Consider the following 15,672-nt stretch of genomic DNA (forward strand, 5'->3'; position numbering starts at 1 on the left):
CCACCAGCCAGTCGGCTTTGGCGCGGCAGAGCGCCGCCTGATGCAGACCGTCATAGTCCGCGCCGGGGCGGAGGTTTTCAAAGCCCTCCCGGATTGCCGAATCCTCCATGCTGGAAATCCAGAGCCGTTTCATGGGCTTTTTGCAGCCCGCCAGCTCATAGACGTTGCGGAAAATCAGTTCACCCTCCCGTCCCGCGTCTGTTGGATAGTTGGAATAGGTGACTTAGAAAATATCCATTATTCAAGGGTTTCCAATGCCCCTATGAACTTATAATGGATAGTAAGTCGTTGAATTTTCTGCCCGTCAACTTCTACGGGTTCAGAAACAAGAATTTTTTCTATCAGTTGATTGATTATCTTAAAATTGAGTTTTGTTATTCCTGCATAATCGCTTATCTGCTCCGCAAACTGCTCTATGGAAGATAACTGCTCCTTGTCCGCTATGGCACTTTTTTCAAGTTCCTTTATCTTGGCTGTCAGTTCTTCCTGCTCGCTGTCATACCTTGCCGACAGCATTTGGAAACGCTTTTCGGTCAGCAGTTCCCTTGTCAAGTCCTCGTACAGTTTGGCATACAGGTTTTCAATCTCCGACACTCGCTGTTTACATTGCCTTAATTCCTTTTTCTGCTGTTCCTTGTCCGCTGACAGTTGAAGATTAAGACGCTCCGCAATTTCCGTTACCATTGCTTTCCTGTCCGTCAGTGCCTGTCCTGCGTGTTTCTGAATGTCCGCAAGCACAACTTCGTGAACCGTCCTCGCCTCAATGGTGTGTGATGAACAACCCTCTTTCCCGAACTTGCGGTATTTGGTACAGCAGTAGAAAGTCTTGTCTAATACATTGTTACGCTTTCTTTTCTGTTCCACTTTGGCAAGCATGGCACTCCCACAATCAGCGCATTTGATAATCCCTCGGAAAATGTTGTCATATCCGCTTGAACTTTCCCCGATAACGGGCGGTCTGCTCTGTAAAATCTTCTGCACGTTGTTCCAACGGTTCTGTTCGATAATCGGCTCATGCGTGCCATAGATGATTTCACGCTCCGCATATGGGATATACTGTCTTTTCTTGGAACGCATGGTCTTAGTTGGTTTGTCCGCAACAGTAAGGTTTCCTGCATAGACGGGATTGTGCAATATCTGGCTGACATAGGCAGTATCCCAGTCATACATTTTTTCCTCGTCCATAAAACGCTCAAACAGTTCCTTTTTATAGAAACTCGGTTTCAGCACTTTCGCCTTACGCAAGCGGTTACAGATAGTGTGAAGCCCCACACCCTCCTCGGCGATTGAGAAAATCAGTTCCACAACGGGTGCGGTCACTTCATCAATGACAAGGTGGTTATGGTCTTTCTCGTCTTTCTGATAACCAAATGGGGCGGTGGTAGCCATATACTTGCCCTGCATTCTCCTTGCGTGGAGTGCGCTCTTGATTTTCCTTGACGTGTCCTTTGCGTACATTTCATTGATGATGTTGCGGAATGGTGTAATGTCCATTTGTGCGTTGTTTATGGAGTCCACCCCGTCATTGATTGCAATGTACCGCACGTTATGATTAGGGAAAAATACCTCGATATAAGTACCCGTTTCAAGATAATTCCTCCCCAAACGTGACAGGTCTTTTGTGATGAGCGTTGACACTTCCCCGTCCTGTATGTCCTCGATAAGCTGTCGGAAAGCGGGGCGGTCGTAGTTTGTACCGCTGTAACCGTCATCAACGTAGAACTGGCAGTTCAGAAAACCGTTGCGCTTTGCGTAATCTTTCAGCATGGTTTTCTGTGTGCTGATACTCATGCTCTCGTTGTTCGTGCCGTCATCTTTGGAAAGCCTGCAATATAAAGCAGTGATTTTGTCGTTATTCAGTTTTGCCCTTTTCATGTCGTCCTCCTTGATGAAAAGGGACTTCCTCTTAACCCATATTATACTATATTCCCTTTTCCGTTTCCAGTGTTAATTCACGCTGTTTTCCGCTTTTTCCTTAACCTTTTTTGTTATCTGTTCCTCGGCTATCCGCTTGAATATTGTTTCCATTTTTTCAGTGCCTACATAATGCCTTTCCACAATTATTTTTGTGGGTGGGTGCTGTCGGCTGGCTCTATGCTGTGTGTTGCTGTCTTTGCTCATAAATCTGCTCCTTTACATGAAAATAGAGCGCATAGACTGGTTTCTATGCGCTCTGACGCTGTGTTACCTATTTAGTTGTGATTGTTGTAATGGTTATTAAAAAACTAAAATTTGTCGCTATTATATTTGCTTACCCTGTATATGTTCCACCCGTATTTTCTTGATTGAGAGTTCCCTCAACTTCAATCAACAGGCATTTGACCAATTCGTTACATATTGGACGATGTTTTGTTCCTTTAGGAATTATTATAAAATCTCCCTCACATAAATGTGTTAATCCGTCCTCAAACTCAATATCAAATTCTCCCTCAATACAGTAGAAAAGTTCATCAGAATTTTCGTGTATATGAAAATCTAAAGTTCTATGTTCTGCTTGCAATACATTTAACATATGATTATTTAATGTACCCACTCTCTTATAGAGGAACAGTTCATCAATCGCATTTACATTCTCTTTCAAATTTACTTTTTGTATCATATGTTTCTCCTATTCAAATCTCAATTTGTACCTCCAATAGAATACCACAATCATACTCATATTTCTATCAGATTTCCATTAAATTTCTTCCTCCCTTCGCTTGGTCTTGTTTTGTTGTCTGTTTTGCTGCCGGCTCTCGTTCTGAAGCTCCCTCGCAAGGTTCTTTTTGTTATAGCTGATTACCTCCGCATACGCTAGTTCTGTGGCGGTCTTGGTCTGCTCCTTGCCGATACTGTCATACTCAGATTGCAAAGACTGTATCTCGGCTTTCCATTGTTTCGGCGTTATCTTCTCGCCGTTCTGTAAAAGGCTCTGCATATGCTCCTTTAATTCGGGGTACTTCGATAAGCTGTCTTTATGCTCCTTATCGAATTTCATTTTTGCAAATCCTTTTAGTGACTGGCTCTCCTTATAGGTGGCTTGGATTGGCGCATACAGGGCATACATTTTTGACAGTTCTTTTAATCGGTTTAGTTTCTGCCCCTTTGAAAGATGTACCGTTAGAAGCTGTTGGTATCTCTGTTCTTTATCCGATGTGAATTTTGCAAGGCTCTCAAAGCTGTCTATCTTCCTTGTCGTGATAAATTTCTCCGCATTGTCGGCTGACTGCAAGGCGGTTCTGTCGGATATTTTTCTAAGGTGTTTTCCGCTGACAATCGGCAAGTCTAATCTGCCTTTGCGCTCCCTCATTTTTGCAATCATTTCCGTAACTTCATTCTTCACGCTGACCGCCGCATTTTTAATCTGCGTACTTTTGTACGTTGCGTACTGTGCGCTGTGAAGTTCCTGCTTTGCAAGCATGAGCATTTCTTTCGCCTGTTCCAACAGCATATTGTTCTTAATGATTTCCCGATTGATGTTGCCCCTCTCGGTCTGTATTCCCTTGCGCTCTAAAGCATTGGCAACCGCCCCGATATGGATAGTCGGCTCTCGGTCAATCCCCTGTTCCTTAAAAGAACGGTGTTCCCAATGTACCGCAATCCCTAACTGCTCATTGGTGGCATTGATTGTATCGGCTAAATCCTTGCGCCACATTTTGGCGTTTTCCTTGCTGTTCCAGTCTGTGCTGTCGGCGGTGTGGCATTTCCATTGTTTCCTGTTCCGCTTGTCAACTTTCTGCTGACCTGTCTTTTTATCAATCACTGGTATCTTTTCGCCGTTTTCGTCAAGGTCATAAATCTTCTTCTGTTTCGTTCCCCATTCCCCGTTTTCAGTGAGAGGGCGCATAGTGAGTAAAACATGGATATGGAGATTACGTTGTCCTCTATCGTTCTCGCTGTCATGGATTGCCCAGTCAGCGCACATACCTTTATCAACAAAGTTTCTCTGCACATAATCCCTCACAACTTCCTCCGCAAGTTCATAACTCCATTCGTTGGGGAGTGACGCTTTTAACATTCTCGCAAGCTGTGATTTCTGTCCTTTCTCTGACAGTTCAACAGCGTTCCATAAAGTGGCTCGGTCTGCATACTCTTTGGGCGCATTGGGTGGGAGAGTGATTTCGCTGTGGACTAAATCCTCATGGTATTTGGGGCGGTAGGTCTTCCCGTCAAACTCGCTGACAAGAACACTCCTGCTGATATAGGGCGCTTTCTCAACTGCCGACTGCCCCTTGCTCCGCTTGACTATGGAAAAACGTGTGCTTGCCTGTTTCGTGATATTACCCATACGCAACACCTACATTCTGCCGATAGGGTAGTGGGGTGCATGGATAGACTTTGTGGGCAGATAAAAGCCGCACTTTGGCTTTTGTCTGAACGCAAAGTTCACTAAAGGGTAGCAAGCGCAGCTTGCGAAGGGGAATTGTCGTTTCCCCTTTTGGCTGTCGCAAGACAGACAACGCCCTCCGCAGGAGTCCATGCAAGTGAAACTTGCCCCTCGGAGAGCGCACATACCACCTCTGGTGGTATATCTGTGCGCACCCCGTAAACGGGGTGAATACGTTACCTCGGCTTTCCAGTGTCCTCGCCTTTGTCATTCCGTACCGCCCTCGCTTTCATTTTCGGCATTGGTGGGATTGGATTGTGAGGGAGTGGTTTCTCGGCTTTCCGCTTTGATTTTAGAGATAATCTGCTGACACTCCCTTGTCTGCAAGGCAACCGATAAGATACGGTTTAACTCGCCCTCGTCATAGCGGTAGCAGTCGGGGAGATACTTCACGACAATACCGCCCATGATGTACTTGTGGTGGTTCTCGGCTTTGCGTTTCTTCTCATTCTGCTTTTTCTTTTCGTTGGCTACACGCTGTTTTGCCTGTTGTAATACCTGTAATGCTTTTTCTAAGTTTTTACTTGTGTCATTTTTGCTCTCGATCATCTTGATACCTCGTTCTTTCTGTGCTGTGTTATTAGTTTCTGAAATTAAAAAAGGTAGCTGATTGTCTGTTAAGATAATCGCTACCTAAAGGTAAACAATATTCAATTTTTTTATTTCTTAATTTTTCCCCGACAAATTGGAATTCCTTGAGTAAAATTATGGATATATTTCTTTTGCATTAGCTGGTAGTTTCCTTACATGATGCAAAAAACTCAAGCTATTTTCCGCTTGTTCAAAATCGTATACAAATTTCTGTTTTTTACTAAGTTCTACCGCCGTACTTTGAAATAAATCACACATTTCAAAAACAGAATTCCATATTGATTCAATTTCTGCGATGGAGTATGTTGCAAGAAATTGTCTATACGTTTCTTCCTGTAAATATTTTTTGAAATATTTACAGGACTTTCCTGCACTAACAGAAAAATTATTTTCTATACCCATTTTCCATTCTAACAGGCGTTTTAAATGCGGTCTCAAGACGAAATTTATCACATCCATAGCATAAGGAAGTTCATTACGCCATAATCCTTTTGCCACATTATTCAAGCACCACCAAAAATCTGAACAAGTACATTTAAATTCAATTTCCCTAGGCTCTTTGACCCAGTATCTTTCATCCGTGGTTTCTTGTGGATATGGCACAATGCCATCTTTATCCACTAATATTTGATACAATTCAAGATTTGCAAGAGCATTTTCTTTGGTACATACATGTAAGTCCATCCTATTTCCATCTGCAAATTGTATCTGCCAACCATAACAATTCTCTACATCCGATGGATAAAACACATTATCCTCGGGATAATGCATGTACAAAATCTTGCCAAAATTATTTATCCATTCCTTGTCTTCACGAAATGGTTTTGTAGTTGTTACAATATACACAATATCATAATCTTGAAAAATATCCTTTGGAGCATTTGGATTTGTACGAGAGCCTTCAATATATGCAGCCCTAATATTTTCTTCCTTAAAAGCAATATCTTTTATCAAAGATATCATTTCTGCCTCTGTGCGCATTTTCATTCCCTCCCTACAATTTATAGTTCAATGTCAACTTGATATTCATCATCAATAAGAAGATAGTTAACCTTGTAAATTTGACACTGTTCTAATATCTTGGCATTATCTCGGAGTACTGTTTCTATCGTACAGCTCTCATCATCCATTCTATTTTCCACAATACTTGCATACTTTTTTATATCACCAAAATGATTCATAATATATTTATTGCTCATAACTAAGCAATAATATTTTATATTTTTCAAATACTCCGTTCCAAAATCTTTCGACCACTCAAAAGGAATATAACATCCTTCTACAATAAGATTCTGCTCATTCTCAATAGCTGTTTTTATCATTTCAGACACAATAGGCCATAAATAATCTGTTAGTGCTTTTTCATCACTAACAGGGGTAAGTATAGTATTCCCACTACGAATCAACCCCATTTTTAAATGGTCTATGCATAAATAAGGGTATTTATATTTTTCAAGTAGTTTTTGAGCAAGTACTGTCTTACCTGTATGAGATGCTCCTGTTACCAAAATAATCATTTGATTACTCCTCCAATCTAATTGAATAAATCCTAATTTATTCAATTGTTCAATTCCCTTATTTTATCACAAACACCCACACAATTCCATTAAATTTTGCTTAAACTTCCTTTGCCCTATTCTTTGCAATCATCATCTGCCTTGCCCGTTCCCTCTGCTCGGTGCTGACTGCCCTCGGCTTGCGGTAGCTGACATAAGACTTCGGAAAGGAATAGGTCTTAGATACCTCATCCTGCCCTGTCAGCTTGTATGTGTCGGGGAAGTCGGCAACAAGCGTGTCAAGTTTCCGCATGACTGCCTTATCCCTTGTATAAAGGGTGGCGGTCTGTTCTCCTGCGTTGTAATTGAGAATACTTTCCTGCTCGTATCTTGAAAGTTTCATAACGTCATATCCCCCTTTCCTTTGCTGTGGGTTCTGTGCTGTTTTCCCTCGGCAACTGTCGGCTGTTTTGCCTGTTCCTTTGCTTTGGCTAACCTTGTCTTTATGGAATGGTCACGCTCGGTCAGTTTCCGTCTTTTGGTAGTGGCGGTCAGTTCCGCACACGTTTTTTCTGACAGGGCATTTAATTTCTTCAAAGTATCGCTTACTATCTGCTTTGTGTCACTGTCCTTTATCTGCGGAAGAATAGCGGACAGACTGGCGCACGTTTCCGCTTTGCTCTGCTCCCCAAACTGATAGATTAAGTTGATTTCATCAGCGTTAAAAGGTATCTGGATATTTGCGCCCTCACATAAACGCTCCATGCCTACGTACTTAGGGAGATTTCTTGTCAGTTCGTAATTATCCCTTGCTGTGATTGTTCCATGACTGTCGGTCTGCCTTACCTCGACTTCACACTGGCTTTTCTGTTCCAACACAAGCCACTGGTATTTGTCGCTTTCTTTGGTGAATACAGTCTGATGCGCATTGGAGTGTGTCTTGCTATGGATATATTTGTCGTTGGTGCTGTAATAGTCCAAAATCTGCTGTTCCTGCTTTTTGTTCATGGTCTTTGCCCTCCTGCAATATGGATTGATATGATTGATTGGTTTCGGTGCTTATATATGATTTTTTCTCGTTACTTGTCGGGAGTTTGAATTGCGGAATATCATTGTTGGGTATTTCTCCGCTTGGGGGAATAGGAGTTCATTTCATACGGTAATTACTGCATGAAAAAAGACTATAACCGTTGCTGTCATAGCCTTTTAAGGATTGAGGAAGCCCCTTTCTTATTTGTATTTGTTTGTCGCCCCTCCGCACTATCCAACATCACAGGCATTTACCACCTCGGTCACATCCGGGGCGCACAGCAGCTTTTTGAGAATATCAAACTGTTTCTTCTTGTCCCGCCCCACGCTCATTTTCCAGTCCGAGGGCAGGATCGGCAGATCGTCATAGCGCCACTTGGCGTATTTAGGGTCATAGCTGTCCGCATCGGCAAGCCCCGCCAGATGCCCCACGCACCAGCTGACCCGCCAGCCGTTTCCTTCCAGATACCCGTCCTTGCGGGCATTGGCCCCGATTACAGCGGACAGGCTTTGGGCCACCGACGGTTTTTCAGCAATCACAAGGCGCATAATCTTCATCCTCCCATTCTTCCCGCATAGATGTACGCAGCTTTTCCTCAATGCTGTTGTCCTCTGTCAGCATCAGGTCATAGCCGAACCGGTAATCATATCGGTACAGTTTTCCTACCAGATCATTGATGAGGATACGGCAGGCCAGAATGACACGTTTTTTATCCACCTGCATCAGCTGGTAGCGTTGATAATCGCTGTAATAGGACTCATGCCGGTGCGCGCGGCTGTTGGCGTCCTCCAGCAGCCAGTCTACCGGGTCCTGGCAGCCTTCCTCTTTTTCCCCCTCCATATATTTCAGCAGTTCCATCACCATCGGAAAACTCTGCTCGTCCATGCGGGCTTCTTCTTTCAGATAGCCGATCAGAGCGCATAAAAGCAGGCGGGCCGCTGTCTGTTCCCGTTCCGTTAAAGCCTCCATCGTCTTTGCGGCCTCCGGCAGAAGCCTTTCTTCTACAAAAATTTCCACATCGCCGGAGTACAGCTGGCGGATGGAATCTATGGACAGCGGGGCGGCTGTGTCGCCATCCATAGAAAAGTCATAAAGGTCGTCGCTCTGTGCAGGCTTTTTCCGAAGTTTGCGTGTCAGGGCAGTCAGAATATCGCCGCCCAGATACACCGCCAGACAGCACAGGTCAAAAACAGCAACGATTTTGATAAATAAAATAAGATACTTCATTTCCGATCTCTCCTTTCTTTCAGCTGCTTTTCCAGTTCCCGGTGGCAGAATCCCACACAGGGCCTCCCGTAGTTGCCGCAGCCATAGCAGGGGTGGCTTTTGGGTAAAGAAGGAGGGCGGGAAGTTTTCTTCCTGCCCTCCGGTTTCTGTGTCATCATGCGCTCAAAGGGGCTGTCGGTGAAGCGGGTCATTCCGGTTCTTCCTCACTTTCCTCCGGTTCCTCCTCCGCGCCCTCCTCGGATTCCCACAGCTCATCTTCCTCATCGCCGTAGTCATAATCGTCCAGATTGTCCGGGCCTTTGGTTTTCGGCTTGTTCTTCATAAACTTGAAGTAGTAGAGCGCGCCCCCGCCGCCTAACAGAGCCACAACCAAAAGCAGGACAGCCGGATTCATGCCGGACTTTTTCTCCGGTTCCGGCTCCGCTGCAGGCGGCTCCTCCGGTTCCGCCGCCTTGCCGGTACAGCTTGTCATGGTAAAGGCGCAGACCGGGCAGTTCCGGTTGATTGCGCCTGCCTGACATTTTTCGGTGCAGCCGCAAACGGCAGGAGGTTCCTCGCTGTCCCCGTCCTCCATCAGCGCCATCAGATCGGCCTCGTCCACCTGGTTGAGAAAATGGACGGTGTTTTCTCCCTCGTCATCCCGGTCCACCAGGATGTAGAAGTAGTTGCCGTTTTTGGTGGTAACGGTAATCAGCTGCTTGTTCCCGCCGTAATCGTCCACCAGGGTGGCGTTGCCATCCGGGGTGAGGGGCGGCGTTTCCTCCGGCTGCTCCACCTGTACGTTGGAATCGTTGGTTTCATCAGCCGGTTCCCCGCCGCCGCCCGCGTAGGCGGGGACAGAAAAACCGCCCATAAGAACCAGGGCGGTGCAAAGCGCGGCCAGTGTCCGCAATAGTTTTTTAGATTTCATCGTGATTTTCCTCCTTTTCCTGGGCGTCTGGCGCAGGCGTTCCCACGCCGGGAATCCCGCCGCCGGACAGCAGCGCGTTCAGTTCCTGCGGGGTCATGCGGACCGCCCGCACCAGCTGGACGATTTGCAGGTTCTCCGCCTCGGTTTTCTGCGCCTCCAATTCCCGCAGCTTGTTCTGGTATTCCGCCAGCTTTTCGCGGGTCTTTGCGATCTCCCGGTCAATCCGGTCGATTTTGTTCGTTGCCATCTGTAACACTCCTTCCCACATGGTTTAGTTCCAGTTCATCAGGCCGTAGCCCTTGATGCACTGGTAATTCAGGTCATAGCTTTTGATTTTGCAGGCGTCGCCGGAATTGCCCTCCACCGTATAGACCCGGCTCCCGTCTGTGCCGATCACAATGCCGACATGGTCGGCGGAACCGTCCAAATCCCAGTCAAAGAAAATGGCGTCGCCGGGGGCGATGTTGGCATATCCGCGTCCGCCCCATTGCCCATGCGACTGGAACCAGGGTACGCCCTGGGACTGACAGCCAGCAAAGCGCGGTTCGCTTTTCCCGGCCTGGTTATAGCACCAGCTCACGAAGCAGGCGCACCATTCCACCCGGCTGTTAAAGCCGTACCAGCTCCAATACGGATAGCCGCCCACGTTTCCCACCTGACGCTTCGCCAGATCCACCAGTCCCGGATTGCCGGGGCGGGTCCCGTTTATAAACTCCACGCCGCTCAAATCTTCGGAATTTCCCATATCCGGGGAACCGCCGCCAAACAGCAGCGGCTTGTTGCCCCTGGTGGTGATGTAGACCTGGTACATCTCATATTCATCCGGGGTGAGAAGCTCCGGCGCAAGGGCGGCAATCTGGGTGTTCACAAGCTCCACATGGAGGATGTAGTATTCATAGGGGACTTCCTCGCTGGTCGTTTCCCCGGTTTCCGGGTCGGTGCTGGTTTCGGTGCGGTAGCGGATTTCCACCTCCTCGGTCAGTGTCAGGACATATTGGAGGTCAAAGACCCGCTGTAACTGTGCCGCCGCGCTCTGGGGCGTGTATTCATGGAGCAGGGCGCTTAAATAAGCCGCCAACTCATGGGGGTTATGGCCGATGGGGTCTAAATTGTACCGGTACTCGTCATAGCCTGGGTGCAGGCTCTCCATGTTGTCCAGTTCGGCTTGCAGTTCCGCCTCCTTTGCGGCATAGTCCGCTTCCGTCCCCAGCATATCCTCGTCTTTGGAGGGATAGGTGGAGCCGGACACCGCCGAGCCGATGCTCTGGGCCAGCATGGAGCAGGAGGACAGGGTATTCATCAGCAGGCAGACCAGCAGAAACAGCGCCAGCGCAATCAGGAATCCCTTCTTGTGCCGCATGACAAACCGGCCTGCCTGTTCCGCTTTTTCTTTGACGGACTTTGCCGCCTTGCCGGTCTTGGCAGTATGGCCTGCGGCCTGTGCCGTATGCCCAGCCGTTTGACCGGCGCGTTTGGCGGCGGCATATTCCTTTTTGATGGCCTGCTTTTGCTGCCAGCGGGAAAGGGGGTTGCTGGCAAGCTGGGGGTTCTCCGCCAGGGACTTTTGGTACAGGGCGTTGATGTTTGCTTTTTCCAGCTTTTGCTCCGCCTTTGCCGCTTCGCGGTAGGGTTTCAGTTTATGGCTGCGGTATCCCTCCCGCACCAGCCGCGCACTGACTTCAACAGCCTGCCCGGTCTTGTGCGCCCCTTCCACGCCCACATTGTCCTGTTCGGACTTGCGGATTTCCTTATGCGCCCCGGCAAGCAGCGCGTTGGCCGGAGCGCCCCGTACCGCATGGGACAGCTTGGAGGGCGGCTTTGCCTGTTCCTCAAAGGTCAGTTTCGTTGTTTTCTTTCCGGTATCGGGGTCCATAACGGTCTGCCGGACCTTCTTTTTGGGTATCCTGGCCTGCGCCTTGTCTGCCCGGACAGCTGCTTTCTGTGCGCGGCGGATCGGCTTTTCCAGCGCCGGGTCGGTCTGTTCCTCCCTCGTAAAGCGCAGGCGTGGCTCCTTAATCAAACCATTCCCCCAGCATCAGCGCCTCCATCATATAGAGCAGTTCCACATAGAGGCCCATGCCAGCCGGGGTGTGTAAGGGGCGGAGGATCAGGCAGGCATAGACCTGCGCCAGCACATCGGCCAGAAGCTCCGCGCCCCGGCCCTCCATAATCCTGCCGCCGGTGTCGGGGGAGAGGCAGCACCAGATTTCCGCAAGGCGGAGCAGGCCGGTTTCCCCGTCCCCGTTCAGTTCTGCCGCCATGCTCTCCGCAGTACGGCACTCGCTTACCGCGTCCGCCATCGCCAGAAGCAGCTGGCGGCGCTGAATCTCCATCGCCCGCTTCAAAAACAGCCGGGGATTGTGTTTGATTTTCTGTGCAGTCATGATTGCTTTCCCTCCTTTAATTCCTGTAATTTTGTGGTCATGATGCGGTACAGCTCGGTGTCCTTGGGGAACCGGTCGATAAAGGGCAGGATGATGTTGCCGTAGAACAGCAGCCCTTCGCCTTCGCCGGAGTGGGTCACATAGGACAGCTGGTGCGGGGAGATGCCCAGCTGTCTGGCTAAAATCTGCCGGTCGCCGCTTGCCTGGTTGAGCATATACACAAAGTCCGAGTTCTCAAAGATGTTCTCGATCTCCCGGCTGGCAAGCAGGTCCTTGATGTTCTGGGTGATGCCGGTGGGAATCCCGCCCCACTTCCGAAACCGTTTCCAGATTTCAATGGTATAGGCGGCGGTCTGGTCCTCTTTGAGCAGCAGGTGCATCTCGTCAATGTAGTAACGGGTGGACTTGTGGGCGGCGCGGTTGATGGTGACGCGGTTCCACACCTGGTCCTGCACCACCAGCATACCGATTTTTTTCAGCTGCTTGCCTAACTCCTTGATGTCATAGCAGACAATGCGGTTGTCGATGTTTACATTGGTCCGGTGGTTGAACACATTCAGGGAGCCGGAAACATAGATTTCCAGCGCCGTAGCGATGTACTGCGCTTCTTTTTCCTCCTGGGTCAGCAGAAGGTTGTATAAATCCTCCAATACCGGCATATTTTCCGGCCTGGGGTCGTTCAGGTAATCATGGTAGACCAGCCGTACACAACGGTCGATGATGGTTTTCTGGACTGGCTGCAAGCCCTCCTTGCCGCCCACGATCAGCTCGCACAGCGACAGAATGAAATCGGATTTCAAAGACAGCGGGCTTTCATCATCCGAGTAGTCCAGGTTTAGGTCCATCGGGTTAATGTAGTCCCCGGAGGTGGGCGAAATCTTAATAACCTGCCCATGCAGCCGCTCCACAAGGGGCGCGTACTCCGATTCCGGGTCGCACACGATGATGTCATCGGTGGTGAGCAGAAAACAGTTGGCGATTTCCCGCTTGGCGGAAAAGGACTTGCCGGAGCCGGGAGTGCCTAAAATCAGGCCGTTGGGGTTTTTCAGCTTCTTGCGGTCCACCATGATAAGGTTGTTGGACAGGGCGTTGATGCCGTAGTACAGCGCCTCTTTCCCGTTCTGGAAAAGCTCCTGGGTGGTAAAGGGGATAAAGATGGCGGTGCTGGAAGTGGTCAGCCCCCGCTGGATTTCCACCTGGTTTTGTCCCAAAGGCAGGCAGCTCATCAGCCCCTCCTCCTGCTGGAAGTCCAGCCTTGCCAGCTGGCAGTTGTACTTCTGCGCGATGCTGGACGCCTGAAACACGTTGTTGCCCAGCTGTCTGGCGGTGTCCGCCGTATTCAGCACCAGAAAGGTCACAAGGAACATCCGCTCGTTGCGGCTCTGTAAATCCTGCAACAGCTTTTTGGCCTCGTTTCCGTAGGTAGCCAGGTCGCTGGGAATGATGTCCATATCGTACCCTGACCGGACCGCCTTTTTCTGTTCCTCGATCTTGGCCCGGTCCAGGTCGGTGATTTTGCGCTTGACTGTCTTGATGGCCTTTACCTGGTCTAAGGACTGCACATGGAGGCTGACAATCAGGGAGCTTTCCATATCCAGAAAGTCCGCCAGCATCCGGTCGTTCAATTCCGGCGCGAGAATCTGCACAAAGCTGACCGCGCCGTACTTTTTCCCCATGCGGAACTGCCTGCCGGTGCGGAACTCAAAGGAAGTGGGGGCGATGAAGTCCTTGGTGGAAAGGCCGGAGGGGGCCAGCCAGTCCCACGAAAAGGAAAAGGGAACCTGTTCATCCATGTGGAATACGCCATGCAGCTGGGACAGCCGCGCCCGCCCGTCCAGCGGCTCCGCCACTACGCCCAGCCTCTTGAAGTTGTTGAGCAGGTCGGTTTCAATCCGTTCCAGCCGGGGCTTTGCCGCCCGGATGCTGTCCGCGTCAATGCCGAAGGTCAGGTATTTTGTCTTAATCAGGCCGTTGTTCCCCTTTGCCAGCTGGTTTTGCAGCATCTGGGTGTACTCGCCGCGGATATTGTCAAAATCGTCCCCCTGGGGCGGGATGGTGATGGACCGGGCAAAGGTTTCCTGGGACGCGGCCAGGTTGAGGAAGGACAGCTGGAACCGGATGGAGCTGTCAAAGTAGTTGAGGAAATCGCACCAGCCCTCGAAGATGGCGGTCTTATCCTCGTTTTGGGACAGCTGGTAATTGATGTCCTGAAACTGAATGGTCTTGGTATAGTAGCAGCCGGTCACGCGGCAGATGCCGTCCGGCCACATCCGTTCATAGGGGATGCTGTCCTGCGCGGAAATCCCCTTCTGGTCAGTGCGGCTGGCGCGGGAAATGGCGGCTTCGATCTGCTTCCGATCCGCGCGGGAGAGCTTCTTTTTCACCGGCATTGGCCCTTCGCCCTCCGGCGCTCTGCCGTTTGTCCGGTTTTTCTTTGCCGTAAACAATGTCATACACCTCCTTGTCGAGTTTGTCCTGCCGCTCCAATACGGCATAGAAGTTGTTGGTCTGGTAGGGGCGCTGCCGGGGCCGGAGAAAGGATACCCGGATCATGTTGCCGATGATCTTTTCCAGCGGCTGGCCGTTCTTCTCGTACATCGCCAGCAGGAAAAAGGGCAGCATGACAAGCATCATGCACAGGGCGGCGGCGCTGTTCCCGGCTGGCCCCCGAATCAGAAAGAAAAGCGGCACGCCAATCAGCGCCCCGCTGCCAAAGCAGACTAACTGCCGCTTGGTGAGGTTGAAGGCCACCTTTGTCTTGACCTTCGTTAAGTCTTTGGGTACTGGTACATAAGCCATTTTTGCACACTCCTTTCGTCAGTGGGCCTGGAAGATTGCCTTTGCCATGCTGCCGCTCTTAAAGAGGGTCAGGCAGAGCAGGACTGTATATCCCACACAGGACCAGATGGCGGCAATCGTATCCTCGTCGGTGGCGATGTTCTGCACCAGGACCGCGTAGATTGCCACGCAGACCATAATGAGGAACGCCTGAAAGCCTAACGCCATCAGGGAACGCAGGTAATTCTGCCCCATGCCGCCCCATTCCCTGCCCATCATAGCGGCCATCGGGACCGGCGCGACCGAGGTGACGAGATATATTTCCAGCATACGGCCATAAATGACGATAAAAATACAGATGGTCAGCGCCCACATGGTAAGGCCGATAAACAGGGACTGGAACCACAGCCCGAACAGCGGCTCCAAATCCGCCATCGCGGAGGAAATGTCGATGGAAGCGTCCGCGCCGATGACGCCGGAAGCCTGGGCCACGATGCCCTGGGCCACATCAAACACGCCCATAACAATATTCCAGGTGTTGGTGACAATGAGGATGGCACAGGCGGTCTTGAATATCCACTTGAAAAACACAGCGGTTTCAATATCGTGGAAGTTGTTCTTGTCGGTGATGATCTGAATCAGCTCCAGCGTCATTACAAAGGCCAGGATCACGCCTGCTATGGGGAGAATGACCGTTTCCGAAAGGCTTTGTACCATGCTGAAAATACCCGCGTTCCAGCCCTGGGGCGTCTGCCCGATCTGCCCCGATATGTCCGCCACCTGGTTGTTGACCGAATCGAACATACTGGAAAGGTTGCTCATTATGCCGCCCACCAGCATTTCTTTCAGCCAGGTGGTGATTGCATCCAGCAGAAAATCCATACAGTGCT

18 protein-coding genes and 2 pseudogenes are annotated in these 15,672 nt (G+C 49.7%); all 20 read right to left on the reverse strand.

The features are described 5' to 3' along the window. A pseudogene (locus tag NSB25_RS26280) lies at positions 1-199 on the reverse strand (DNA topoisomerase); the annotation flags it as partial. A gap of 38 nt (positions 200-237) precedes the next feature. Continuing rightward, entirely contained in the window at positions 238-1,875 is a 1,638-nt protein-coding gene (locus NSB25_RS26285; protein ID WP_103242632.1) for a recombinase family protein, read from the reverse strand. A gap of 72 nt (positions 1,876-1,947) precedes the next feature. Beyond that, the gene (locus tag NSB25_RS26290) at positions 1,948-2,121 is read right to left on the reverse strand and encodes a hypothetical protein (RefSeq protein ID WP_172455320.1); all 174 of its coding nucleotides are present in this window, start codon (positions 2,119-2,121) and stop codon (positions 1,948-1,950) included. A gap of 130 nt (positions 2,122-2,251) precedes the next feature. Further along, complete coding sequence (locus NSB25_RS26295; RefSeq protein WP_160560443.1) at positions 2,252-2,599, reverse strand: cupin domain-containing protein; 348 nt, start codon at positions 2,597-2,599, stop codon at positions 2,252-2,254. 78 nt (positions 2,600-2,677) lie between these two features. After that, complete coding sequence (locus NSB25_RS26300) at positions 2,678-4,267, reverse strand: MobA/MobL family protein (RefSeq protein WP_103242633.1); 1,590 nt, start codon at positions 4,265-4,267, stop codon at positions 2,678-2,680. A 306-nt stretch (positions 4,268-4,573) separates the two neighbouring features. Further along, positions 4,574-4,915 carry a hypothetical protein gene (locus NSB25_RS26305; protein WP_103242635.1) on the reverse strand — a complete coding sequence of 114 codons (342 nt, stop codon included), beginning with the start codon at positions 4,913-4,915 and terminating at the stop codon, positions 4,574-4,576. A gap of 156 nt (positions 4,916-5,071) precedes the next feature. After that, positions 5,072-5,938 carry an aminoglycoside 6-adenylyltransferase gene (locus NSB25_RS26310; RefSeq protein WP_103242636.1) on the reverse strand — a complete coding sequence of 289 codons (867 nt, stop codon included), beginning with the start codon at positions 5,936-5,938 and terminating at the stop codon, positions 5,072-5,074. Between the two features lie 20 nt (positions 5,939-5,958). Beyond that, on the reverse strand, positions 5,959-6,474 hold the full coding sequence (locus NSB25_RS26315; RefSeq protein WP_103242637.1) for a P-loop NTPase family protein: 516 nt from the start codon (positions 6,472-6,474) through the stop codon (positions 5,959-5,961). A gap of 100 nt (positions 6,475-6,574) precedes the next feature. Further along, positions 6,575-6,856 carry a hypothetical protein gene (locus NSB25_RS26320; protein ID WP_103242638.1) on the reverse strand — a complete coding sequence of 94 codons (282 nt, stop codon included), beginning with the start codon at positions 6,854-6,856 and terminating at the stop codon, positions 6,575-6,577. Beyond that, positions 6,853-7,461 (reverse strand): transposon-transfer assisting family protein, encoded by a 609-nt coding sequence (locus NSB25_RS26325; protein WP_103242639.1) that lies wholly within the window; start codon positions 7,459-7,461, stop codon positions 6,853-6,855. The genes NSB25_RS26320 and NSB25_RS26325 overlap by 4 nt, the downstream gene beginning before the upstream one ends. 255 nt (positions 7,462-7,716) lie before the next feature. Further along, positions 7,717-8,031 (reverse strand): annotated as a pseudogene (locus tag NSB25_RS26330) (DNA topoisomerase III); the annotation flags it as partial. Next, positions 8,012-8,710 carry a conjugal transfer protein TraG gene (locus tag NSB25_RS26335; protein ID WP_103242640.1) on the reverse strand — a complete coding sequence of 233 codons (699 nt, stop codon included), beginning with the start codon at positions 8,708-8,710 and terminating at the stop codon, positions 8,012-8,014. The pseudogene NSB25_RS26330 and the gene NSB25_RS26335, both read right to left, overlap by 20 nt. Further along, on the reverse strand, positions 8,707-8,901 hold the full coding sequence (locus NSB25_RS26340) for a hypothetical protein (RefSeq protein WP_004054605.1): 195 nt from the start codon (positions 8,899-8,901) through the stop codon (positions 8,707-8,709). The genes NSB25_RS26335 and NSB25_RS26340 overlap by 4 nt, the downstream gene beginning before the upstream one ends. After that, complete coding sequence (locus NSB25_RS26345; RefSeq protein WP_016317485.1) at positions 8,898-9,620, reverse strand: DUF4366 domain-containing protein; 723 nt, start codon at positions 9,618-9,620, stop codon at positions 8,898-8,900. Before NSB25_RS26345 ends, NSB25_RS26340 begins: the two co-directional genes overlap by 4 nt. After that, the gene (locus NSB25_RS26350; RefSeq protein WP_016317486.1) at positions 9,610-9,867 is read right to left on the reverse strand and encodes a DUF4315 family protein; all 258 of its coding nucleotides are present in this window, start codon (positions 9,865-9,867) and stop codon (positions 9,610-9,612) included. The genes NSB25_RS26345 and NSB25_RS26350 overlap by 11 nt, the downstream gene beginning before the upstream one ends. Before the next feature lie 24 nt (positions 9,868-9,891). Continuing rightward, positions 9,892-11,640, reverse strand: a complete 1,749-nt coding sequence (locus NSB25_RS26355) for a C40 family peptidase (RefSeq protein ID WP_257479340.1) — start codon at positions 11,638-11,640, stop codon at positions 9,892-9,894. Next, positions 11,633-12,004 carry a DUF3851 family protein gene (locus NSB25_RS26360; RefSeq protein WP_016317493.1) on the reverse strand — a complete coding sequence of 124 codons (372 nt, stop codon included), beginning with the start codon at positions 12,002-12,004 and terminating at the stop codon, positions 11,633-11,635. Before NSB25_RS26360 ends, NSB25_RS26355 begins: the two co-directional genes overlap by 8 nt. Then, entirely contained in the window at positions 12,001-14,394 is a 2,394-nt protein-coding gene (locus tag NSB25_RS26365; RefSeq protein WP_160263898.1) for a VirB4-like conjugal transfer ATPase, CD1110 family, read from the reverse strand. Before NSB25_RS26365 ends, NSB25_RS26360 begins: the two co-directional genes overlap by 4 nt. Continuing rightward, positions 14,318-14,803: a PrgI family protein gene (locus NSB25_RS26370; protein ID WP_161475316.1), complete on the reverse strand. Its 486-nt coding sequence runs from the start codon at positions 14,801-14,803 to the stop codon at positions 14,318-14,320. Before NSB25_RS26370 ends, NSB25_RS26365 begins: the two co-directional genes overlap by 77 nt. A gap of 18 nt (positions 14,804-14,821) precedes the next feature. After that, entirely contained in the window at positions 14,822-15,664 is an 843-nt protein-coding gene (locus tag NSB25_RS26375) for a VirB6/TrbL-like conjugal transfer protein, CD1112 family (RefSeq protein ID WP_103242570.1), read from the reverse strand. Between the last annotated feature and the right edge of the window lie 8 nt (positions 15,665-15,672).

The organism is Acetatifactor muris (genome assembly GCF_024623325.1).
GTDB lineage: Bacteria > Bacillota > Clostridia > Lachnospirales > Lachnospiraceae > Acetatifactor > Acetatifactor muris.